Source organism: Chitinophaga sp. CC14 (assembly GCF_048957795.1).
GTDB lineage: Bacteria > Bacteroidota > Bacteroidia > Chitinophagales > Chitinophagaceae > Chitinophaga > Chitinophaga ginsengisegetis.
This window is the reverse complement of record NZ_JARBFY010000005.1, coordinates 2,175,187-2,194,053: the sequence shown is the minus strand read 5'-3', so window position 1 is coordinate 2,194,053 and position 18,867 is coordinate 2,175,187. Positions and strand designations below refer to the sequence as shown.

Below are 18,867 nucleotides of genomic sequence, written 5' to 3'. Positions count from 1 at the left end.
ATCTTAACCAAAATCTAACCTCTATTCAATGAAAAAACTCCTCGCTATCCTATTGGTGTACTGTGCCATATCCTTACCCTCCATCGCGCAAACAGGTATTATTACCGGTAAGGTAACAGGTGAAAAAGGTGAAAGCCTGCCTGGCGTGAGCGTACAGATCAAAAACACTAATAAAGGTACTTCAACAGACACCGATGGAAACTTCCGGCTGGATGCCGGCAATACCGATGTAATACTGATTTTCCGCCTGGTAGGGTATCTTACAACAGAAGTAAATACCAGTGGAAAAAGTAGCATTACCGTTACACTAAAGCAGGACACCCGGAACCTGGATCAGGTGGTGGTTACTGCGTTGGGCATCTCCCGGAAAGAAAGAGCAGTAGGTTACTCGGTACAGGAAGTAAAAGGGAGTAACCTTACGCTTACGAAAGAGCAGAATGTGCTGGGCTCCCTGACGGGTAAAATAGCGGGTGTGCAGGTGGTAGGTTCATCCGGCGCGAGTATGGGCGGTACGCAAAAAATAAAGCTCCGTGGCATCAACTCTATCAACGGGCAGGAAGAGCCGCTGATAGTAGTGGATGGAACGCCTATTTCGAATAATAACTTTGCCGGCAGAAACGGTCCGGATCTGGGAAACCTGGCGCAGGATGTTAACCCGGAGGATATTGAATCCGTGAATGTGCTGAAAGGCCCGGCTGCTTCCGCGTTATATGGATTGAGAGGACAGTATGGCGTGATCCTGATCACCACGCGGCAAGGTGGTCGTAAAGGAAACCGGAAAGTGGCGGTGGATGTTAACTCCGCTTTTTCCGTTGAGAAAGCAGGCAATTTTATGCCGTTGCAAAATATTTATGGGGCCGGTAGCAGTCAGCAGTTCAGTACTATTACCGTGAACGGGCAATCGCAGTTACTGGCGTCCGGTACCGACGAAAGCTGGGGCCCGAAAATGGATGGCACACCCGTACGGCAAATGTATAGTTTCTATCCTGCTGATCCTGACTATGGCAAGCTAACGCCTTTTAGTCCGCATCCCGATAATATCAAGGACTACTTTGTAACGGGTACTACTTTCAATAACAACATCAGTATGTCTGGCGGCGGTGAAAATACCACTTTCCGGTTGTCGTTCAATCACACTGATATCAAGGGTATTGAGCCCAATACCTATCTCAAAAGAAATAATCTCGGTTTTAACGGCTCGCTGAATCTTACGCCGAAATTAACGGTATCTACCAGCTTCAATTATGCCAACAATAAAGGTCAGCGGCCGGCCCAGGGCTACTACCAGGGTTCGCGTAACTTTTATCAGTGGTTTGAACGGTCGCTGGATATGAACCGGCTAAAGCAATATAAATATCCTGATGGTACTTTTTATCACTGGAATCATGAAGATATTGATGATCCTGATTTTCTGAAGAAGCCGGGCAGCGACTGGAACAACCCTTACTTTGAAGCATACGAAAATCTTAATCACGATACGCGCGACCGCTTCTTTGGGAATGTGGGCCTGAGCTATGATGTATTGCCGGGACTGAAAGTAAGCGGCGCCGTGAGAGGGGATATGTATACGCAGAGCATTGATCAGCGTAAGGCTTATGGTGGCAGGGATATCAACGAATATTATGAAGCGAAATTTGAGAATAAGGAGATGAACTACGAGATACTGGCCCAGTATAATAAAGCATTTGATAAACTGAGTTTGAATGCCAATCTGGGCGGTAACCTGCTTACGCAACGGTATAACGGCATCCAGGGCAGAACGCAGGGCGGTTTATCTGTTGTTAATTTCTATAATCTTTCTGCTTCCATCGACCGGCCAAATGTATCCAACTATCTCCGGAGAAAGGAAGTGCGCAGTGCGTTTGCAGCTGTTTCACTGGGTTATGATAATATTTATTACCTCGATGCTACCGTGCGTAATGATATCTCCTCCGCACTGCCGGCGGGTAATAATTCTTATTGGTATCCATCTGTATCTTTTAGTATGGTATTCAGTGAGCTGCTGAAGTGGGAGCCGCTTTCCTATGGAAAAGTGCGGCTCAGTTTTGCGAAAGCAGGATCGGACCTTGATCCTTACCAGATCTACGAGTCGTATATACTGGAAACGCCGTATAAAGGACGTGATGATAATCCTTATTTGCCCATGCATCTGCCTACCACGCTCAATAACCCGGGGATCAAGCCATCGTTGGGTAATTCCTTTGAAACAGGTTTGGATCTGAAGGTGCTGAATAACCGTTTGGGGCTTGCATTTACCTATTACAACCAGCAGAATATTGACCAGGTGCTGAGTATCCCCGTATCAGGCGCTATTGGCTATGAGAATACGATTATCAATGCCGGTAAGATCCAGAATAAAGGGGTGGAGCTGAGTTTGAATGGCACACCGGTACAAACAAAATTCTTTAACTGGAATTCTACGCTCAATGTGAGCAGGAACAGGAGCCTGGTGAAGGAATTGTATCCGGGCATTAACACCCTGCAGCTGGATGTGAATACGTATTCAAGAGTGAGCGTTTACCTGAATGCCGATGTAAACGCCGCTTTCGGCACGCTGGTGGGGAATGCTTACCGTCGTGATACTAAAACGGGCAAGATACTACTGGATGCGGCCAACTTGCCGATGTTTGAAGAGAACCACAACTTTGGCAGCGTGGTACCCGATTTCACCGGGGGATGGCTGAATACGTTCCGTATTGGCCGGTTCGATGTATCAGCGATGATCGATTTTCAATCCGGCGGGCAATTTTTCAGCTGGACAAAAATGCTGAGTGTTAAGTCGGGTCAGGCTGAAGAAACAGCGGCCATTAATGATAAAGGGAAGAATGTACGCGATCCGCTGGCAGATGGTGGCGGCGTGAAAGTAAATGGTATCTCCAGCGTAACAGGAGCCGAAGTAACCGCTTATGTAGATGCAAAATCTTATTACCGTACGGTGCTTGGCACATCGGTATATGAAGAATGGTTGTATGATGCCAGTTATATTAAGATGCGGGAACTTCGTGTAGGCTATACATTTACCAAAGAGCTGCATAAGAAAATGCCATTCAACAGTATTAATGTAGCGCTTATTGCGCGTAATCCTTTTATGATATACCAGCAGGCGCCCAAAGGGCTTGATCCTTCCGAACTGTCCACGGGACGGTCGTCTATCAGCTGGCTGGAAACAGGGCAATTAGCCACCACCCGTTCGTTTGGTATCAATCTTAACATTTCTCTGTAAACCAGTCTATCATGAAAAAGCTATTATATATTATTATCGTACTTGCGTTTACGTTAGTATCCTGCACTAAGTTTTCTGACAGTATTAACCGTGATCCGAATCAGCCGGATACTTTTTCCAATCCCAAACTGCTTACCTATGCCATCCTGAGAATGGATACCACCACGGCCACTCCATATGGATTGTTGTATGTACAGCATCTTTCCGAAAAAGTATATACAGATGCCTCCCGTTATATCAACATCTCCTTTGAATTTTCCAGTTTTTATGCCGATGCGCTGATGAACCTGAACAAGATCATCAACACTGTTCATTTTAATGAAGATGAAGGATCTGCCAATAACCAGAAAGCAGTAGCCAGGATACTCCGGGCTTACTTCTTCTGGTACATCACCGACCGCTGGGGAGATGTGCCTTACAAAGAAGCATTGCAGGGACGGGATAAAATAAATCCCGCTTACGACCGCCAGAAAGATATTTATACAGACCTGTTTAAAGAACTAACCGAAGCCGCCGCCCAGCTGGAAGACAGCAAAACCGCCGCCGCAGGCGATGTGCTGTATTATGGTGATATCAGTAAATGGAAACGGCTGGCCGCCACCCTGCATGCACTCATGGCATTACGACTGTCGAAAGTAGACCCCGCCTGGGGCAAGCGTGAATTTGCCGCCGCATTAACCGATGGCATCTTTACCAGTAACGACGACAATGCCATTTCGCAGCACCTCGGAGAAGCAGCCTACCAGAACTACTGGTACTACGTGTATTCCGTGCAGGGCCGTAGATGGTACTGCATCAGCAAGCCACTCGTAGATTATATGAAGCCACTGGGCGATCCCCGCCTGAAAGTATATGCAGGCACCACCGGCAGCGGCGATTATGTAGGCATGCCTTACGGTTTGCAGGGAAACCAGGCGCAGAATATCCCCGCAAGCAGCGTATCCTTCCAGGGAACGGCTATACGTAAACAGGATGCCACCGTTTACCTGGTGACATACGCGCAGGCACTGTTTGCCCGTGCAGAAGCCGCGAAGCTGGGATGGATCAGCGGCGGCGATGCGGCAGCATTGCTGGATTACAATGCCGCTGTTACCGCGTCTATTAATCAATGGACAGGTTCCTCCACCGGCGTTGCCGCCTATCTTGCCCGTCCGGAAGTAGCGTATAATGCCGCTACCGCTATTAAACAGATTGCATACCAACGTTGGGTACATCTGTATATGAACGGTTATGAAGCATGGGCAGAATGGAGAAGGACAGGCTATCCTGAGTTAACGCCTGCGCCGGATAATAATAACATCCCTATTCCCCGGAGGCAGGGGTACCCGCTTTCAGAGCATAATGTGAATACGAAGAGTGTGGATGATGCGGTTGCTGCGCAGCCGGGGTTGCATGGTAAGGATGATTTGACGGGGAGAGTGTGGTGGGATGTGGAGAGGTAAGGGAAGGTGGCGGAATATGCCTGCGGATAATAATCCCCTTATTCGCCGCAAAATGTGCGGCGAATAAGGGAGCTACCAGATAGATTTTGTCCTTTCTTCTGTATCGGCATTTATTTCTTTATTTGACTTGCCTTGTACTTTGTTTTAGTTGTACAACTAATTGATTTTTATTGTTTTGATTAAGTACGTGTTTTATAAATCTGTTACCTTTTTGTGGTTTTTTGTAACTTAATTTGTTACTTTTTTTGTAAAAAAGGTAACAGATTTGGAGGCTTTTCGGTATATTTGTAGTATATGGGAAGTATTCAGACCAATATTGAGGATAAAATCTCTTATCTTAAAAAAGGGAGTCTCATTTTTCCTGCTGATTTCAGGGGGGAGGGTTCAAGTGCTGCCATTAAAATGGCATTATCCCGGCTTACGGCAAAGGGTAAGTTAAAGCGACTTTCTCATGGGATTTATTATGTTCCCAAACAAGATCGTGTATTTGGGGAATTATATCCAGATCCCGAAAAGGTAGCAGAAGCTGTGGCGAAGAAAGAAAAGGTACGTATCAGGCCAACAGGTTCTCAGGCGTTGCACAAATTAGGACTTACTACCCAGGTGCCAACTAAAATGACATACTTAACAGACGGGGAACGCAGGCAAATAAAAATGGGCAATTTGTATATTGAGTTTAAACCTACTACCCCCAAAAAGATGGCATTTGAGGGTGAGTTAAGTAGCCTTGTTATACTAGGTCTCATAGAAATTGGAACTAAGAATCTCTCAGTAGAATTTGAAAAAAGAATAAAGGAAATTCTTCAAAGCGAAAAAAGCGAGGCGCTGACAAAAGATTTGGCTTTAGCTCCTGCCCAGGTTTATGACTTTATTATACATCTATTAAGCGATTCGCATGATTGAATGGCTACATCTTACAGATACCCAAAGACGAACTTCACTTAACCAGGCTGCTGTTAAATCGGGAGTGATTCCTGTTGCAATTGAAAAGGACTGGTGGGTAACCCTTGTACTTAAAGCACTTTTTACAACTCCCAATGAAGGACATTTTATTTTTAAAGGTGGTACATCCTTAAGTAAAGGGTTTGGATTAATTGAGCGTTTTTCAGAGGACATAGATATAGCCCTGTCCCCGGAGGCTTTTGGTAAAAAGTATAAAGATGAGCCTACCCACAGGTATGTAAAGGGTTTGAAAAAAGAAGGATGTGCATTTACTACCGGTACTATAATTAAAGAATTGGCTGTTAGTCTGCAACAGACAGGATTAGATCTTGCCACCATTGAAATGTTCGCCGAAGCAATAGATCCTTTAATGCGGGACAAAGACCCGCAAACAATTTATGTACGGTATCGCTCTTTATTTGAGCCCCACCCTTATTTGAAGAATGAAGTAAGGATTGAGTTTAGTGTAAGATCCCTGACTGAGCCATTTGAGACCGTGGACATCCAGTCTCTTCTTTGGCAACATTTTCCTAATCCCATATATGCAGAGCAGTTATCTAAAGTAAGAGCTACCCATCCAATGAAGACGCTATTGGAGAAGATGTTTCTACTTCATGAAAAATTTCAAATTATCAATCAAAGGCAGATTTCACCCGAAGATGTTAAGCTGGAACGCGGCTCCAGGCATTTATTCGATCTGATCAGAATGGATGATAAGGGAATTGCAGATCAGCTTTTGACCGATCCACAATTTTATGAAAAATTATTATTGCACCGACGATACTGGATACGTCAAAAGGGGGTGGACTATGATAAACTTCAGCCGGCAACTTTAAACTTTAGACCTCCGGCAGAAATTTTAGAAGTTTATCGAGCGGACTATACGACTATGCGCGCTGAAATGATATATGGTAAGTCGGAGGATTTTGATTCCCTCATTCAAAGACTGAACAATTTAAACAACAAAATTAATGGGATGGTGTTACCATCTACGGTTATGGCTTAAAGCGATTATTCATTATAACCATGCTTATTATTTTAGCATTATAGTTTGCAGAGAACAAGGGCCAATTATCAATGATATCTTAAATGTTTGATTTTTACTTTGATACTAAAGTATTAGATTGCAAGCTGTACCTATACCTAATATTTTTATGAATAAATGGAAAATTTACGCCATCGTTATGAGCCTTATTGCCTTTGGTTCTGTAAAGGAAACATTACGCATATTAACTTCTGATGCCCCGGATATAAAGGACAACAGAGCCGCCTTAATACCAATAGCCATCCTTCTAGCGGGTATTTTTATTTTCCTGGCGATTCGGCTATGGAGAAAATCTGGTAACCGTAACCTTTCATAATCCGGAGATTTAGCTTATGTAAGCAAGTTGTCGAAAAGTATCGCCTCTCCAACGATATGCCAATCAGTTGAGAGCAGCAGATATTTCTGCAACAATAGGAAAACTTGAAAAAAATGACTGTTAGGGGCGTTTAATAGTATCACTCCCCCTTTCCCCAATAAAAAAAAGTCCGCTATCAAAGCGGACTTTTTTTTATTGCCTGACCTAGATTCGAACCATGACAAACAGAGTCAAAGTCACCGTTAGTTTGATTCGGATCATCGTTTAACTCTCTTCTGGGGGTGGTAGTAAATATCAAAAAATGTTAATTAATTAGATATTTCGAAAATTTTCTTTACCAGCTAAACATTGCCGCAAAAATAAAAAACCTAAAGCGATCCTCCTATTGGTAGCCATTCTGTCCTCCGCATTTCGATACTCACATAGGCTGTACTCTCACCGCAGCAATCAGAAAAAGGTTCTGTAATAAGCACCTTACGCGAAAAGTACCTACGCATGCTATAGCATAGCTCTGAAAAGACCCGAAGTTATGAAAACCTTGCTGACAATGCTAAAGAAACATTCCGGTAAGATCTGGTGGATATTGCTGTTTGTGCTTATTATTGCAGTCCTGGGAAAACTTACCACCTTTATCTCCCGCATCGGATCTGACACACAGCCGACTGCCTCAATTTCAACATTAGATGAGGTAAGATCCTAGAGGGATAAGAATGGTGAGCTGGTAGCGATCATCAAAGCGTAGGAAATCGCGCGGGATAAATACTGGGCTATGGTAGATTCTCTGGCTCGCGCCCTAAAAGTTAAAAGCAGCCAGGTAAAATCAGCGGACCGTTGTATTCTGCGCACTGATTCTATTATTCAAAAGGATATTAACTTGTTTCGAAGGGAAGATTCATTCCTGATCACAAAAAAAGATGCATACCTGGATCTTAAATTGCTTGCCATTGATAGTACGGTGGCTTATATTCGATTGTCTAACAGGGATACCATCACCCGTACGGAAATGCGCAGATCCACTTTCTTCAGTACCGCATACACTGATATTTATCTAAGTAGCGCCAGCCCCTATAATCATATTACCAGTGGAGCGTCGTTTCGAGTTCAGGTCCCCAGACTAATCATCACTATTGGTCCTCAAATTGGATATGATCTTATTAACAGGAAAGCAACTGTAGGAATTGGAGTTTAAGTACCGATTTTAAAAATTTATCAGGTTGTCAGATAGTTATATATTATATTGAAATAAGTATATTTAAGTCACACTTAAAGTCGAATTGCTTTTATACATTTGTGAAGTAAAATCGAAGGAACATGAAGATAGTGGAACTTTACGAGAAAAGCTGTAAAAAAGTGCCCAAAGGGATAGAAGCCTGGGTGCAGGCGCCTGCTGTAAAAACCAGGTTTTCTGCCAAAGTTCCAGCGTTGTTAAATACGCATCAAAACAGAATATGTTCTGTTATTGCAAAAACCCCATTTGTTAAATATGGAGGTCCGTTTTATGGCGGAGGTATGGCAATTCCTACAGCAAATTTTATCAATACAGGTTCGCATTATAATTCTACGAAATCATTAGTCAGTCATATCTCTGCTGTTACTGCAGTGGTGAAAAATATTGAGCTGGATTTTCAAGTTCATATTGCCTCGCATGGATCCTCGTACACGCCATCATTTATAACCAAAGCTTTGGCTTCTTCTATTGGAGGGATAAACTGGGGTTTAACTGGTCAATGGGCGGCAGGATGTGGGAAAACTAATAACTGGGACAATTACTATCAAAACATTCTGATAATCGAACCCAAACCTTTCAGTGGTGGGTCTTATGTTCCTTACTACACCGATTATTATAATGCAGCAGACCAGATTCTTTCACATGCCAGTAAAAAAACAGGTGCATACACCTTTGTTGCCGGCAAAAAGAAGGATTATAAAACCCCTGGTATTTTCCTATTACTTGAGCAAAAAGCTGCTTATCAACTGCCATTGAATTTGTTTCTAAATTTCAATGGGGTATCAAACCCGTTTGATATATTAACAGCAGGTGAAGAAAATAAAAAAGCTGCAGTTGATCAAACCAGCAGTAAATCAGTTTTTCAGGATGTTATTGCAGCAGTTAAGTTGTTTCTTGAAGGGTTTTTAAAACATCTTCATCAACAATTACGCACGTTATTAAAATTAGATAAAAGGTATCTTCTTCGCACAGTTGTTAGGTCACTGCGAATTACAACATTTGATGGAAAAGAAGCTGATAGTGATTTGTTTCTTCTGAAAAGTTTTGAGAAACACAATTACTATCACACATTAAATTTCCCAACAAAATGTCTGAAAAAGATATTCAAATACAGATGGTTGAACACGCCATCACTATGTTAGAGAGTAAAGGCACATTATCAGGTAAAGACCTGAAGGTATATAAAGACCTTATTGCACTTAGGGAGAAAATCAAGGCCAAAAACTATAAAGTGAACTGGGTCGGTTTTCTTCCAGTAATTGCTCACTTTCTTGAAAAAATAAGGGAGCATTTTATGGACCAATAAACCACACTTAAAATGAAATTGGGAAAAGCGATTGTTAAGCTGCGTGAACTTCATGGCCTCAAACAGGTTGAATTGGCTGATAAAGCTGGTATATCAGCAACAGCTTTATCGCAGATTGAGACCGACAAGGCAAAACCTAGCGATAAAACGCTAAAAGATATCGCTGCGGTATTTAATAAGGATGCAGCGTTTATCATCTTGTTATCGATCGATCCGGAAAAGGATATGAACGAAGAGGATGGTGCAATGTTCAAACACCTTTTCCCAGGATTTCATGATAAATTATTATCTACTATTGGATAGTAACATGTAAAATAATCGGTAGTATGGAGCTTGCCCTGCTACCGGTTATTTTATCATCATACTCTACCCGCAATGAAAAAGCTTTTTGGGAATATGTGATGAAACATGCTTGTAAGCGACTCAGAGCCCAGGGACTTGCCGCTGATCTGACCGATTCCGTTTCTCTCTTCCCATATTTCTGTATAAAAGTCATGCCCCCATAGCTACTGTGCTTTGTCTGAACGGAAGAATTCTTTACGTTTTTAAAGAGTGTCTTTTCAGGGGGACTCTGTAGTGATATTTCCTTTCACATTTAGGGGCCTTGTCACCGTTACTACTTCATTACCCTTTAAACCGTCCAGCGGGAATCTTTCATCTGCAAGGGTAAGTGAGCAGCTCCTGGAGCTTATGAGAATGCGTGATGGCACCTCTCTAGGGGGATATCTTCCACTCTTTCAATATATTAGAGAATGACATGCTCTATCACTGTCAGCTCTTTTTGTTAGAGTGCCATAATCCGGTTTTCCACTGTAGCCATCTGCTCTCCGTTGATACGCAATTCCTCCTGAATGCCTTTCAGCTTAAGAATAAGCAGCTGTCTTTGCTCAGAGAGTTTGCGACGGTAATTCCCCAGCCCTTTTATGGAACCACTTGCTATATCTTTGTACTTCATCAGGGGTTATAACAGGTTCCTGTTTGCTGCAATATAGAGCAGGATTCAGTAACTGTTTGATGACGGAGTTATAGCCTTTTTTCAGCTTTGACTTAATATCCTTCAGGGCCTGTTTTACGAGTTTCTTGCGTTTAGCAACGGTGGGAGCATCAGCAAATCCCTTTTTAAAACTGCAGTGTTTTTCCCCTAGGAAAAATTCCCTTGAACGCAGGATCATAGAACCAATACTCGATATACCATTTTGTATTAACATATGAGTGATAGTTTACTACGGATCAAGTTGAAAAGTTGGGGGATAGTCAAAAAAATAGTTTTTTTGCTTCCAATTAAGATTGACAGCCTTGGACAAGAATTTTAGCCTCTTGATAGAGGCCCTGCTACCAGAAGGGATTTTATATTACTTTGAGATAACTGATGCATCTCAAAATGAGACTGAAATAAGTATTTATTTAGAAGAAAAGAATATTGTTCCCGCTGAGCATCAGCATAAAAAACTTCACGCCAAAGACTTCCTTCCTCCCGTTGCAGTTCAGGATTTTCCTATCCGCAGAAAGAAGGTCACTTTGTATGTAAAGCGCCGCCGGTGGGAGGTTGTATCCACTGGGGAAACGGTGACAAGAGATTGGGAAATAGTGAAAAAGGGAACGCGAATGACATTGGAATTCGGTTATTTTTTAAAAGGATTACTTAGATAATCACCCTATCAGCCCTGTTCAGCTTGGGCATATCTACGGAGTTGACGGGAAACAACTCGGGCAACAATACAAACATCATTTAAGTGATTTTTCCAGCTGGGAGCAGAAAGAGCATGCTTCTCAGTGGATGCTCTTTGAGCAAAATATCGGCGCGACTTTAAGCATAGATGAAACGGCCTTTTCCAGCGGAGAGCTATATACCATAGTCACAAATAAGCTGGCTAAAGGGCGTAAAGGCTCAATAGTGGCTATGATCAAGGGGACTCAGTCTGAATTTCTGAAAGAAATACTGTTTAAAATCCCTAAGCGCCTGCGCGGGAGAGTATAGGAAGTTACTATTGATATGTCTGGTAGCCTCAATAGCACTGTGAAAGCATGTTTTCCTAATGCACACCGGGTGATAGATCGCTTCCATGTACAGCACCTGGCCTTTGAAGCAGTACAGGAAATAAGAATAAAACATCGATGGGAGGCCCTGGAACAGGAAAATCAGGAGTATGAGCAAGCCAAACGGGCAGCAGTGAAGTATGAGCCTGTCAGGCTACACAATGGCGACACTGCGAAACAGCTGTTAGCCAGAAGCAGATATTTGCTGTTTAAGCACCCCAGACTATGGACCAGAGAGCAGCAGAGAGCCGAACTTTTATTTAGTCATTATCCTCTTATTCATAAATCCTATCAGCTATCCCTGCGGCTGGGCGAGGTTTACAGGCAGTGTAAGTGTAAAGAAGAGGCGTTTAAGAAACTGGCTTTGTGGTATAACGACGTAGAAGAGACGGGGATATTATCCTTCAAAACCGTTGCCAGGACTATCAGAACTCATTATCTGGGCATTCTCAACTTCTTCAACAACAGGGCGACCAATGCGGCTGCCGAATCTTTTAATGCAAAAATAAAGTCCTTTAGAAACGCATTAAGAGGGGTAAGAGATGTAGAATTCTTTCTTTATAGATTAACTAAACTCTATGCTTAAAAGTTACACCATCCCCCAACTTTTCAACTTGATCCTTTACTACCCCGCCAGAGTTTGGGAAATTAAAAAGCCGAACCCTTTACTGGAGAAGGATTCGGCTTCGTTGCCTGACCTGGATTCGAACCAAGACAAACAGAGTCAGAGTCTGTCGTACTACCGTTATACTATCAGGCAATAGCAATTCAGGACCGCGAAATTATGACATTTCTGATAATTACCAAATTTTTAATCCCCTTTTCTCAAAAAAAGATCTTTAAAACGCTGAAAATCATGCACTGATACCTCAATTCAGTGGCTTCTTTTATACTTGTAGCCATATGTAAAATCCCTCAAAACTGGCTATGTTATTACTATCTCCCCGGTCCTTTGTTACTCCCGCTCCTGGTTTCGGCGCCTTTATATTTGCCAGCCGGCGCAATGGGCTGCTCCTGGCCGCAGCCGTTATTGTTGCAGTGATCAAGATGGTGGTATTCAAACATTTTTTCCCGTATATAGATTTTACGTCAGATACAGGTTCTTATATGGAAACGGCCCTGCAGAACAGGAATTACAACCTCTGGCCCATAGGATATTCTAAATTCCTGTGGCTGTTTCACCAGTTTTCCCGTTCTGAAACAATGCTTACCATAGTGCAGTTTATATTGCTGGAAGCCAGCGCCTTTTTCTTTTATTTCAGTGTATGCTACATTTTTAATCCGCAGAGCTATTTCAGGTATGGCTTTTATGCATTTCTGCTTATTAATCCGTTGTTCCCGTTTCTGAGTAATTATTTTATTTCGGATGCTTTGTTTCTCTCGCTCGGACTTACCTGGATTACCTTGTTGCTCTGGATTCTGCACAAACCCACCACGCTGTTACTGGTATTTCACGGGCTGTTGCTGGGGTATGCTTTTACGGTGCGGTATAATGCCATGTTTTACCCGTTGGTGGCGTTGATACCGATTTTATTATCGGCTTACCGGCCGTGGCAGAAAGTGGTGGCTGTTTTATTACCGGTGGTGCTGATCGTTTCGTTTGTGGTGTTTACCCGCCAGAAAACCGCGGAGCATTCCGGGGTGAAAATATTTTCTGCTTTCAGTGGCTGGCAGATTATGAATAACGCTATGTATATGATGCAGTATATACCGCTGGATTCCGTGGGCGTACCAGAACAGTTTGCCAAAACGCATAAGGCGGTATATCATTACATGACAGCGCTGAAGAAGTTGCCGAGAAGAATAGTGGTGTCAGACGGATCGTATTTTATGTGGGATATGAACGGGCCGCAGAAGGGATTGCTGAGAGACTATGGACTGGCGCATAAGGACAAAGATGTATATGCCGGCTGGTGTGGCGTAGCGCCTTTATGCAGCGACTACGGGAATTATATGATCCGGAAATATCCCTGGGACTTTACCCGCTATTATTTGCTGGGCAATGCGAAGCTATACCTGTTACCGGAGCTGGAAGTATTAGGTGGGTATAACCGGCCCATCATCAACCTGGTGAATAAAGAAGTAGCTACTTTTTTTAAAGATGGGGATAAGCCAAAGCCGGAAGGCAAATACAATAACTGGCAAAGTACGCTGATGTCGCTGTTCCCTTCCCTGATAGTGATTTGTCATTTGTTGTTTATAGAAGAAACGATCCGCTATCTTATTAAAAAAGGAGTCCGGAAAACCAGCCGTAAATTTAATATCGCGCTGCTGTTGTGCTGGGCTTTCATCGGGCTGAATTTTGCATTCAGCGTTTTTGCTGCGCCAATTGTATTGCGATACCAGGTATTATTAATTGTATTGCTGCTGGGGTATACCCTGTTGCTTACAGAAGTAACCGATGCGCCACTGGTGACCCAGGAAGAAGCTGAAGCCGAGGAGGAGCGGGTGATGCTGGGCATTTAGCAGGATGCAGTAACCCCGGAAAATATGAATGATATATTTGTATCTTTATCCGGGTTGTTACAAACTGCGAATGAAAAGACTGATCATTATTTTACTCATCTTGTTTTTTGGGGAATATATTTTTGCCCAAAGTTCGTTCAGCTGGCTGCGCTATCCTTCCCTTTCTCCTGATGGAAAAACAATAGCATTTACTTATAAAAGCGATCTGTACACTGTAGCCGCCACAGGTGGTACTGCTATACAGTTAACGAATAGCAGCGCAGAAGAATGGATGCCTGTATGGAGCCACAATGGCCGCAGCATTGCCTTTGCATCGGACCGCTATGGTAATGCAGATGTCTTCCTGGTACCTGCCGGCGGGGGAATTGCAAAACAGCTCACCTTTCATTCAGCAGATGAATATCCATATGATTTTAGCGAAGATGATCAGCAGGTGATTTTTGGCGGCGTAAGAATGGATGCGGTGAACAACCGGCAATTCCCTTCAGATGCGCAGCCAGAACTATATCGTGTATCCGTAAACGGTGGACGGGTAACGCAGCTGCTAACTGTTCCCGCAGAAGATGCAAAACTCAATGGTCAATACATTATTTATCACGATAAGAAGAACCGGGAGAATCCGTGGCGAAAGCACCAGGTATCTGCTGCAGCAAGGGATATATGGCTGTATGATACGCAGAAAGATACCTACCGGCAACTGACAAACTTTCGCGGGGAAGACAGGTCACCGGTGTTTACCAATAAAGGAAAGGCCATCTGTTATCTGAGTGAAGAGAGTGGTAGTTTTAATGTACACCGTTTATGGCTGGATCGTCCCGGAACATCGGAACAACTCACAACATTTAAGCATTACCCCGTCCGGTTTCTCAGCGCCGCCGGCAATGGTGTGCTGTGCTTTGGTTTCAACGGGGATATTTATTTGCAGGCGCCGGGTGCAGCACCTGAAAAGATAAACATACGCCTTACCAGCCGCACCATAGAAAACACAAAGGTAGTGCCGGTGGCGGATCATATTAAATACGGTGTGGTTTCACCTTCCGGTAAGGAGTGCGCATTTATTTTCCGGGGAGATGTATTTGCCGCCGGCATGGAACAGGGTACCATCCGGCAGTTGACGCATACCCCGGGAGAAGAGGCAGACCTCAGCTTTTCACCGGATGGCACAAAATTGTTGTATGCGAGTGAAAGCAGTCGTGGCTGGCAGCTTTGCGAGATGGATCTGTTGCGTGGAAAAGCAACCGTGTTGCTGGCCAACGGCCAGGAAAACTACCAGCCTTTGTATTCTCCCGATGGAAAAGAAGTAGCTTATATCGAAAACAGGGTAACGTTAAGAATATATAACATCGCTTCGGGAAAGAGCCGTCGCATTGCGTCGTTGTTCAGCCGTAAGGATCACGACCAGTATTTTCGCTGGAGCGCTGACAGCAAGTATCTCCTGCTTCAATACAACCAGCCTGGCGCCGGCAACCAGGAAGTAGGTCTCGTAGCAGCTGATGGCAGTGGTAGTGTACAAAACATCACGCAAAGTGGCTTTGCTGATGAGGCGCCGCAATGGGCAATGGACGGAAAGATGATGATCTGGAAAAGCGACCGGAACGGACTGCGGGGTTTTTCCACCAGCAGCAGCCGGCAGCAGGACGTATATGCGTTACCGTTTTCCGGCAACAGTTTTAAAGATGCAGAACGGATTACAAAACTAACCCCCTCGGCCGCTATGCTGGCGGATGTATTACTGAGTAAAAACGGGAATAAATTATATTATCTGGTAAAAGCCGGTGCGGCTTACCAGTTGTGGATAACGGATGTATCCACCAAAACATCCACGATGCCTTTGTCTGTTAAGGCGGAAGATTGTTCCCTGCAATGGGATACTGCACAACAACAGCTTTTCCTGCTGGCAGACGCCCGTATCCTGCAATTGGATACCACCGGAAAAACGCAGCATAGCATCACCATTAACGGCACTATGAAAATAGATTTGCCCGCAGAAAGGGAAGCGATGTTCTCGCATATCTGGCGACGAACAAAGGAAGCATTTTATACCGCCGGTTATCACGGCGCCGACTGGGAAGCGTATGGCCGGAATTATGAAAAGTTCCTGCCGCATATTGCCAACAACTTTGAACTGGCAGAGATGGTAAGTGAAATGCTGGGTGAGCTGAATGTAAGTCACAGTGGTGCTACGGGTAGCAATATTGCGGAAGAAAAAGAAGAAACGGCTTCCCTGGGTATTTGTTACGATGTATCTTACAGGGGCGCCGGTGTGAAAATAAGTGAGGTACTTCCCAATGGTCCGCTGGATCAGGAAGCATTTGGCCTGAAGCCGGGCATGTTTATTACGGCTATAGATGGAGAGGAGATTACAGCAGATAAAGATCTTTCCCAATATCTTAATCACCGGGCAGGTAAAAATACCCGGTTGCGTATTAGTGATGGCGGTCAGCAGCGGGATATAGTGGTGACGCCGGTTACGCCGGAAGCAGAAAGTGACCTGCTGTACAAAAGATGGGTGAAACGCAACAGGGACGAAGTAACACGCCTCAGCAACGGCCAGCTGGGATATGTACATTTATACCGGATGAATGATGCTGCCTATCGCAACGCCTACAGCGAAATAATGGGCAGGTATGCCGGCTGCAAAGGTATTGTGGTGGATACCCGTTTTAACCGGGGGGGCGACCTGGCCTCAGACCTGGGTATGATGCTGAGTGGCACGGAGGTCAGGAAAAATACAACGGACTCCCAGGTAGAAAGCTTCGAACCCGGCTTCCGCTGGACAAAGCCATCGGTGGTGATTGCCAACGAAGCCAACTACAGCGATGGCAGCTGTTTTGCGTTCGACTATCAGTATCTCCATATGGGCAAGCTGATAGGCATGCCGGTGCCGGGAAGCTGTACTTTCATGACCGGGGAAACATTATCTAATGGGAATCTCCACTGGAGCGTGCCTTCGCTCGGTGTAAAAAGCAGGGAGGGCTATTACCTGGAAAATCATCAGACGGAGCCGGATATACGTGCGAATAACGCGCCTGAAGAGATAACTAAAGGAAGAGATCAGCAACTGGAAGCAGCCATCAGGGAACTGATGAAGGAAACTGCGATATCAACATTATAACGACCTGCATTTTTATGTCTTATGAAGAAGACAATAATATTCATTGGGAGCGCCTGAGAAACGGCGATAAACAGGCGTTGTTTGCACTGTATAATAATACCTATTCACATTTGCTGCGGTTTGGATTAAAAATTTGCGGCAGCGATGAACTGGTAAAGGACTGTATCACACAATTGTTTTTGCAGCTCTGGACCCGGCACCAAACGCTGCGCCCGGTAACCAATGTACCGGCCTATTTATTTACCGCCCTGAAACGACAGCTGCTGGATCAATTGGCGTACCAGTCGAAGATCCATGCCGCCATTCACCGGATGACGGATAAAGAAGCAGAGAGTGAATTATCCTATGAAGAAATAATTATCCAGGTACAACAGGATGAAGAATTAAAACAACGGCTGCAACAGGCCCTGAAAGCGCTAACCCCACGACAGATAGAGCTGATACGGCTTAAATTTTTTGAAGGATTGTCGTATGAACAGATAGCCGCACAAACTTCGCAAACGGTGAAAACGGCTTACAATACCATTTATGATGCCATCAAAGCACTAAGGAAAATGCTGAAATAAGCAGCATTTTTCTATCTCCCGGAAAAAAAATTATAAAACCCTTAGGAAAAACGGCCGGTTTTGCCGTCTGTATAATCAAAGGCATACCTACATGAATTTCCAGGATTTCGAAGCCGCCGACTTTGCATGTGATGAATCTTTCCAGCGCTATTGCCTGGAAGAGAACGACACTGATGTATTATTTTGGGAGAGCTGGGTGGCCAGCCATCCCGAAAAGAAGGCCGCTGTACAGGAAGCCCGGTATATGATTGAGGTACTGTCGGCCCGGCAGGGCAACCGCCTGGAGCAATTGAAACACCTGCAGGATGGTATTTCACAGTATGAGCTTCTTCATTCAGCCCTGGAAGAGCAGCCTGTCACTCCTTCCGGCAGAAAAATCAATCCGCTATTTAAATATGCCGCTGCATTGGGAGGCATCCTGCTGCTGGCCGGAGCTATTTACCTGTTCAACCGTACCAATACTGTTGCCGATATCACCTCGCCCGAAACAGGCATGGTGGTTATCAATGCCGGCAATGATCCCCGTAAAACGATCGTGCTACCGGATGGTTCCTCCATTATTTTACGGCAAAACAGTACCGTGGAACTGGCCGCAGGCTTTAATGAGGCCAACAGGCAGTTAACCCTTACCGGAGAGGCTTTTTTTGATGTAACACAACATGCGCAGTACCCTTTCATTGTACATACTGCCGCTTTTGATATTAAGGTACTGGGTACCGTTTTTAATGTAAGCGCCTATGCCGGCAGTCATCAATCGGAAACTGCTTTGTTTAAAGGCAAGGTAGAGGTTACGCTGGCCAACAAACCGGAAGAGAAGATCATACTACAACCAAATCAGAAATTCACAACGAATGCAGCCGGGCTGTCAACACCGGCCAATCCTTTTAAAATAGTGCCGCTGGATGCTGATCCGGTAAATCACAAAGCCAGGGAAATAGCCTGGGTAAGAAACCGGCTGGAAATTGAAAACGAGCCACTGGAAGCGATTGCAGGCAAGCTGGAAAAATGGTATGGTATCCGGGTCACCTTTGCAGATGAAGAAGTAAAGCATTACCGGTATTCCGGCACTTTTGAAAGTGAAACGATCCTGAAAGCACTGGATGCCCTGCAGTTATCTTATCCATTCAGCTTTAAAATGGTAAACGGAGAAATTATTATCAGTAAATAAATAATTATACATC

At 44.2% G+C, this 18,867-nt stretch carries 15 protein-coding genes and 1 tRNA gene; 14 read left to right on the top strand and 2 right to left on the bottom strand.

Annotation, left to right across the window (positions count from 1 at the left end; genetic code table 11):
• Positions 1-28: 28 nt before the first annotated feature.
• From PV783_RS28370 to PV783_RS28335, 8 genes are all read left to right on the top strand, one after another.
• A complete protein-coding gene (locus tag PV783_RS28370; RefSeq protein WP_420990446.1) occupies positions 29-3,223 on the top strand; it encodes a SusC/RagA family TonB-linked outer membrane protein in 3,195 nt (1,064 codons plus the stop codon).
• Positions 3,224-3,234: 11 nt separating this feature from the next.
• Positions 3,235-4,665, top strand: a complete 1,431-nt coding sequence (locus PV783_RS28365; protein ID WP_363437029.1) for a SusD/RagB family nutrient-binding outer membrane lipoprotein — start codon at positions 3,235-3,237, stop codon at positions 4,663-4,665.
• A 294-nt stretch (positions 4,666-4,959) separates the two neighbouring features.
• Positions 4,960-5,568, top strand: a complete 609-nt coding sequence (locus PV783_RS28360) for a DUF6088 family protein (protein WP_420990445.1) — start codon at positions 4,960-4,962, stop codon at positions 5,566-5,568.
• A complete protein-coding gene (locus tag PV783_RS28355) occupies positions 5,561-6,613 on the top strand; it encodes a nucleotidyl transferase AbiEii/AbiGii toxin family protein (protein ID WP_420990444.1) in 1,053 nt (350 codons plus the stop codon). The genes PV783_RS28360 and PV783_RS28355 overlap by 8 nt, the downstream gene beginning before the upstream one ends.
• A gap of 148 nt (positions 6,614-6,761) precedes the next feature.
• The gene (locus tag PV783_RS28350) at positions 6,762-6,968 is read left to right on the top strand and encodes a hypothetical protein (protein WP_420990443.1); all 207 of its coding nucleotides are present in this window, start codon (positions 6,762-6,764) and stop codon (positions 6,966-6,968) included.
• Positions 6,969-7,737: 769 nt separating this feature from the next.
• On the top strand, positions 7,738-8,157 hold the full coding sequence (locus PV783_RS28345) for a hypothetical protein (protein ID WP_420990442.1): 420 nt from the start codon (positions 7,738-7,740) through the stop codon (positions 8,155-8,157).
• Between the two features lie 122 nt (positions 8,158-8,279).
• A complete protein-coding gene (locus PV783_RS28340) occupies positions 8,280-9,338 on the top strand; it encodes a hypothetical protein (protein ID WP_420990441.1) in 1,059 nt (352 codons plus the stop codon).
• Positions 9,339-9,514: 176 nt separating this feature from the next.
• Complete coding sequence (locus tag PV783_RS28335) at positions 9,515-9,805, top strand: helix-turn-helix domain-containing protein (protein WP_420990440.1); 291 nt, start codon at positions 9,515-9,517, stop codon at positions 9,803-9,805.
• A gap of 584 nt (positions 9,806-10,389) precedes the next feature.
• On the opposite strand, the gene PV783_RS28330 is transcribed toward PV783_RS28335, so the two are convergent.
• Entirely contained in the window at positions 10,390-10,710 is a 321-nt protein-coding gene (locus PV783_RS28330; protein WP_420990439.1) for a hypothetical protein, read from the bottom strand.
• A gap of 88 nt (positions 10,711-10,798) precedes the next feature.
• Between PV783_RS28330 and PV783_RS28325 the strand changes: the two genes are divergently transcribed.
• Both PV783_RS28325 and PV783_RS28320 read left to right on the top strand, forming a co-directional pair.
• Positions 10,799-11,152 (top strand): ISAon1 family transposase N-terminal region protein, encoded by a 354-nt coding sequence (locus tag PV783_RS28325; protein WP_420990438.1) that lies wholly within the window; start codon positions 10,799-10,801, stop codon positions 11,150-11,152.
• A 337-nt stretch (positions 11,153-11,489) separates the two neighbouring features.
• A complete protein-coding gene (locus PV783_RS28320; protein ID WP_420990662.1) occupies positions 11,490-12,125 on the top strand; it encodes an ISAon1 family transposase in 636 nt (211 codons plus the stop codon).
• Between the two features lie 103 nt (positions 12,126-12,228).
• Here PV783_RS28320 and PV783_RS28315 read toward each other — a convergent pair.
• Positions 12,229-12,299: transfer RNA gene (locus PV783_RS28315), tRNA-Gln, on the bottom strand.
• Positions 12,300-12,466: 167 nt separating this feature from the next.
• On the opposite strand from PV783_RS28315, the gene PV783_RS28310 reads away from it, so the two are divergent.
• The 4 genes from PV783_RS28310 to PV783_RS28295 all read left to right on the top strand — a co-directional run bounded on the left by PV783_RS28310 (position 12,467) and on the right by PV783_RS28295 (position 18,854).
• Complete coding sequence (locus PV783_RS28310; protein ID WP_420990437.1) at positions 12,467-14,005, top strand: hypothetical protein; 1,539 nt, start codon at positions 12,467-12,469, stop codon at positions 14,003-14,005.
• A 70-nt stretch (positions 14,006-14,075) separates the two neighbouring features.
• Entirely contained in the window at positions 14,076-17,120 is a 3,045-nt protein-coding gene (locus PV783_RS28305; protein ID WP_420990436.1) for a S41 family peptidase, read from the top strand.
• A gap of 14 nt (positions 17,121-17,134) precedes the next feature.
• Positions 17,135-17,686 carry an RNA polymerase sigma factor gene (locus PV783_RS28300; protein WP_420990435.1) on the top strand — a complete coding sequence of 184 codons (552 nt, stop codon included), beginning with the start codon at positions 17,135-17,137 and terminating at the stop codon, positions 17,684-17,686.
• A 91-nt stretch (positions 17,687-17,777) separates the two neighbouring features.
• Positions 17,778-18,854 carry a FecR family protein gene (locus PV783_RS28295; RefSeq protein ID WP_420990434.1) on the top strand — a complete coding sequence of 359 codons (1,077 nt, stop codon included), beginning with the start codon at positions 17,778-17,780 and terminating at the stop codon, positions 18,852-18,854.
• The last annotated feature ends 13 nt before the right edge of the window (positions 18,855-18,867 follow it).

Coding starts and splice junctions, on each gene's coding strand:
- PV783_RS28370 (WP_420990446.1), top strand. CDS start 29: ATGAAAAAACTCCTCGCTATCCTATTGGTGTACTGTGCCATATCCTTA.
- PV783_RS28365 (WP_363437029.1), top strand. CDS start 3,235: ATGAAAAAGCTATTATATATTATTATCGTACTTGCGTTTACGTTAGTA.
- PV783_RS28360 (WP_420990445.1), top strand. CDS start 4,960: ATGGGAAGTATTCAGACCAATATTGAGGATAAAATCTCTTATCTTAAA.
- PV783_RS28355 (WP_420990444.1), top strand. CDS start 5,561: ATGATTGAATGGCTACATCTTACAGATACCCAAAGACGAACTTCACTT.
- PV783_RS28350 (WP_420990443.1), top strand. CDS start 6,762: ATGAATAAATGGAAAATTTACGCCATCGTTATGAGCCTTATTGCCTTT.
- PV783_RS28345 (WP_420990442.1), top strand. CDS start 7,738: ATGGTAGATTCTCTGGCTCGCGCCCTAAAAGTTAAAAGCAGCCAGGTA.
- PV783_RS28340 (WP_420990441.1), top strand. CDS start 8,280: ATGAAGATAGTGGAACTTTACGAGAAAAGCTGTAAAAAAGTGCCCAAA.
- PV783_RS28335 (WP_420990440.1), top strand. CDS start 9,515: ATGAAATTGGGAAAAGCGATTGTTAAGCTGCGTGAACTTCATGGCCTC.
- PV783_RS28330 (WP_420990439.1), bottom strand. CDS start 10,710: ATGTTAATACAAAATGGTATATCGAGTATTGGTTCTATGATCCTGCGT.
- PV783_RS28310 (WP_420990437.1), top strand. CDS start 12,467: ATGTTATTACTATCTCCCCGGTCCTTTGTTACTCCCGCTCCTGGTTTC.
- PV783_RS28305 (WP_420990436.1), top strand. CDS start 14,076: ATGAAAAGACTGATCATTATTTTACTCATCTTGTTTTTTGGGGAATAT.
- PV783_RS28300 (WP_420990435.1), top strand. CDS start 17,135: ATGTCTTATGAAGAAGACAATAATATTCATTGGGAGCGCCTGAGAAAC.
- PV783_RS28295 (WP_420990434.1), top strand. CDS start 17,778: ATGAATTTCCAGGATTTCGAAGCCGCCGACTTTGCATGTGATGAATCT.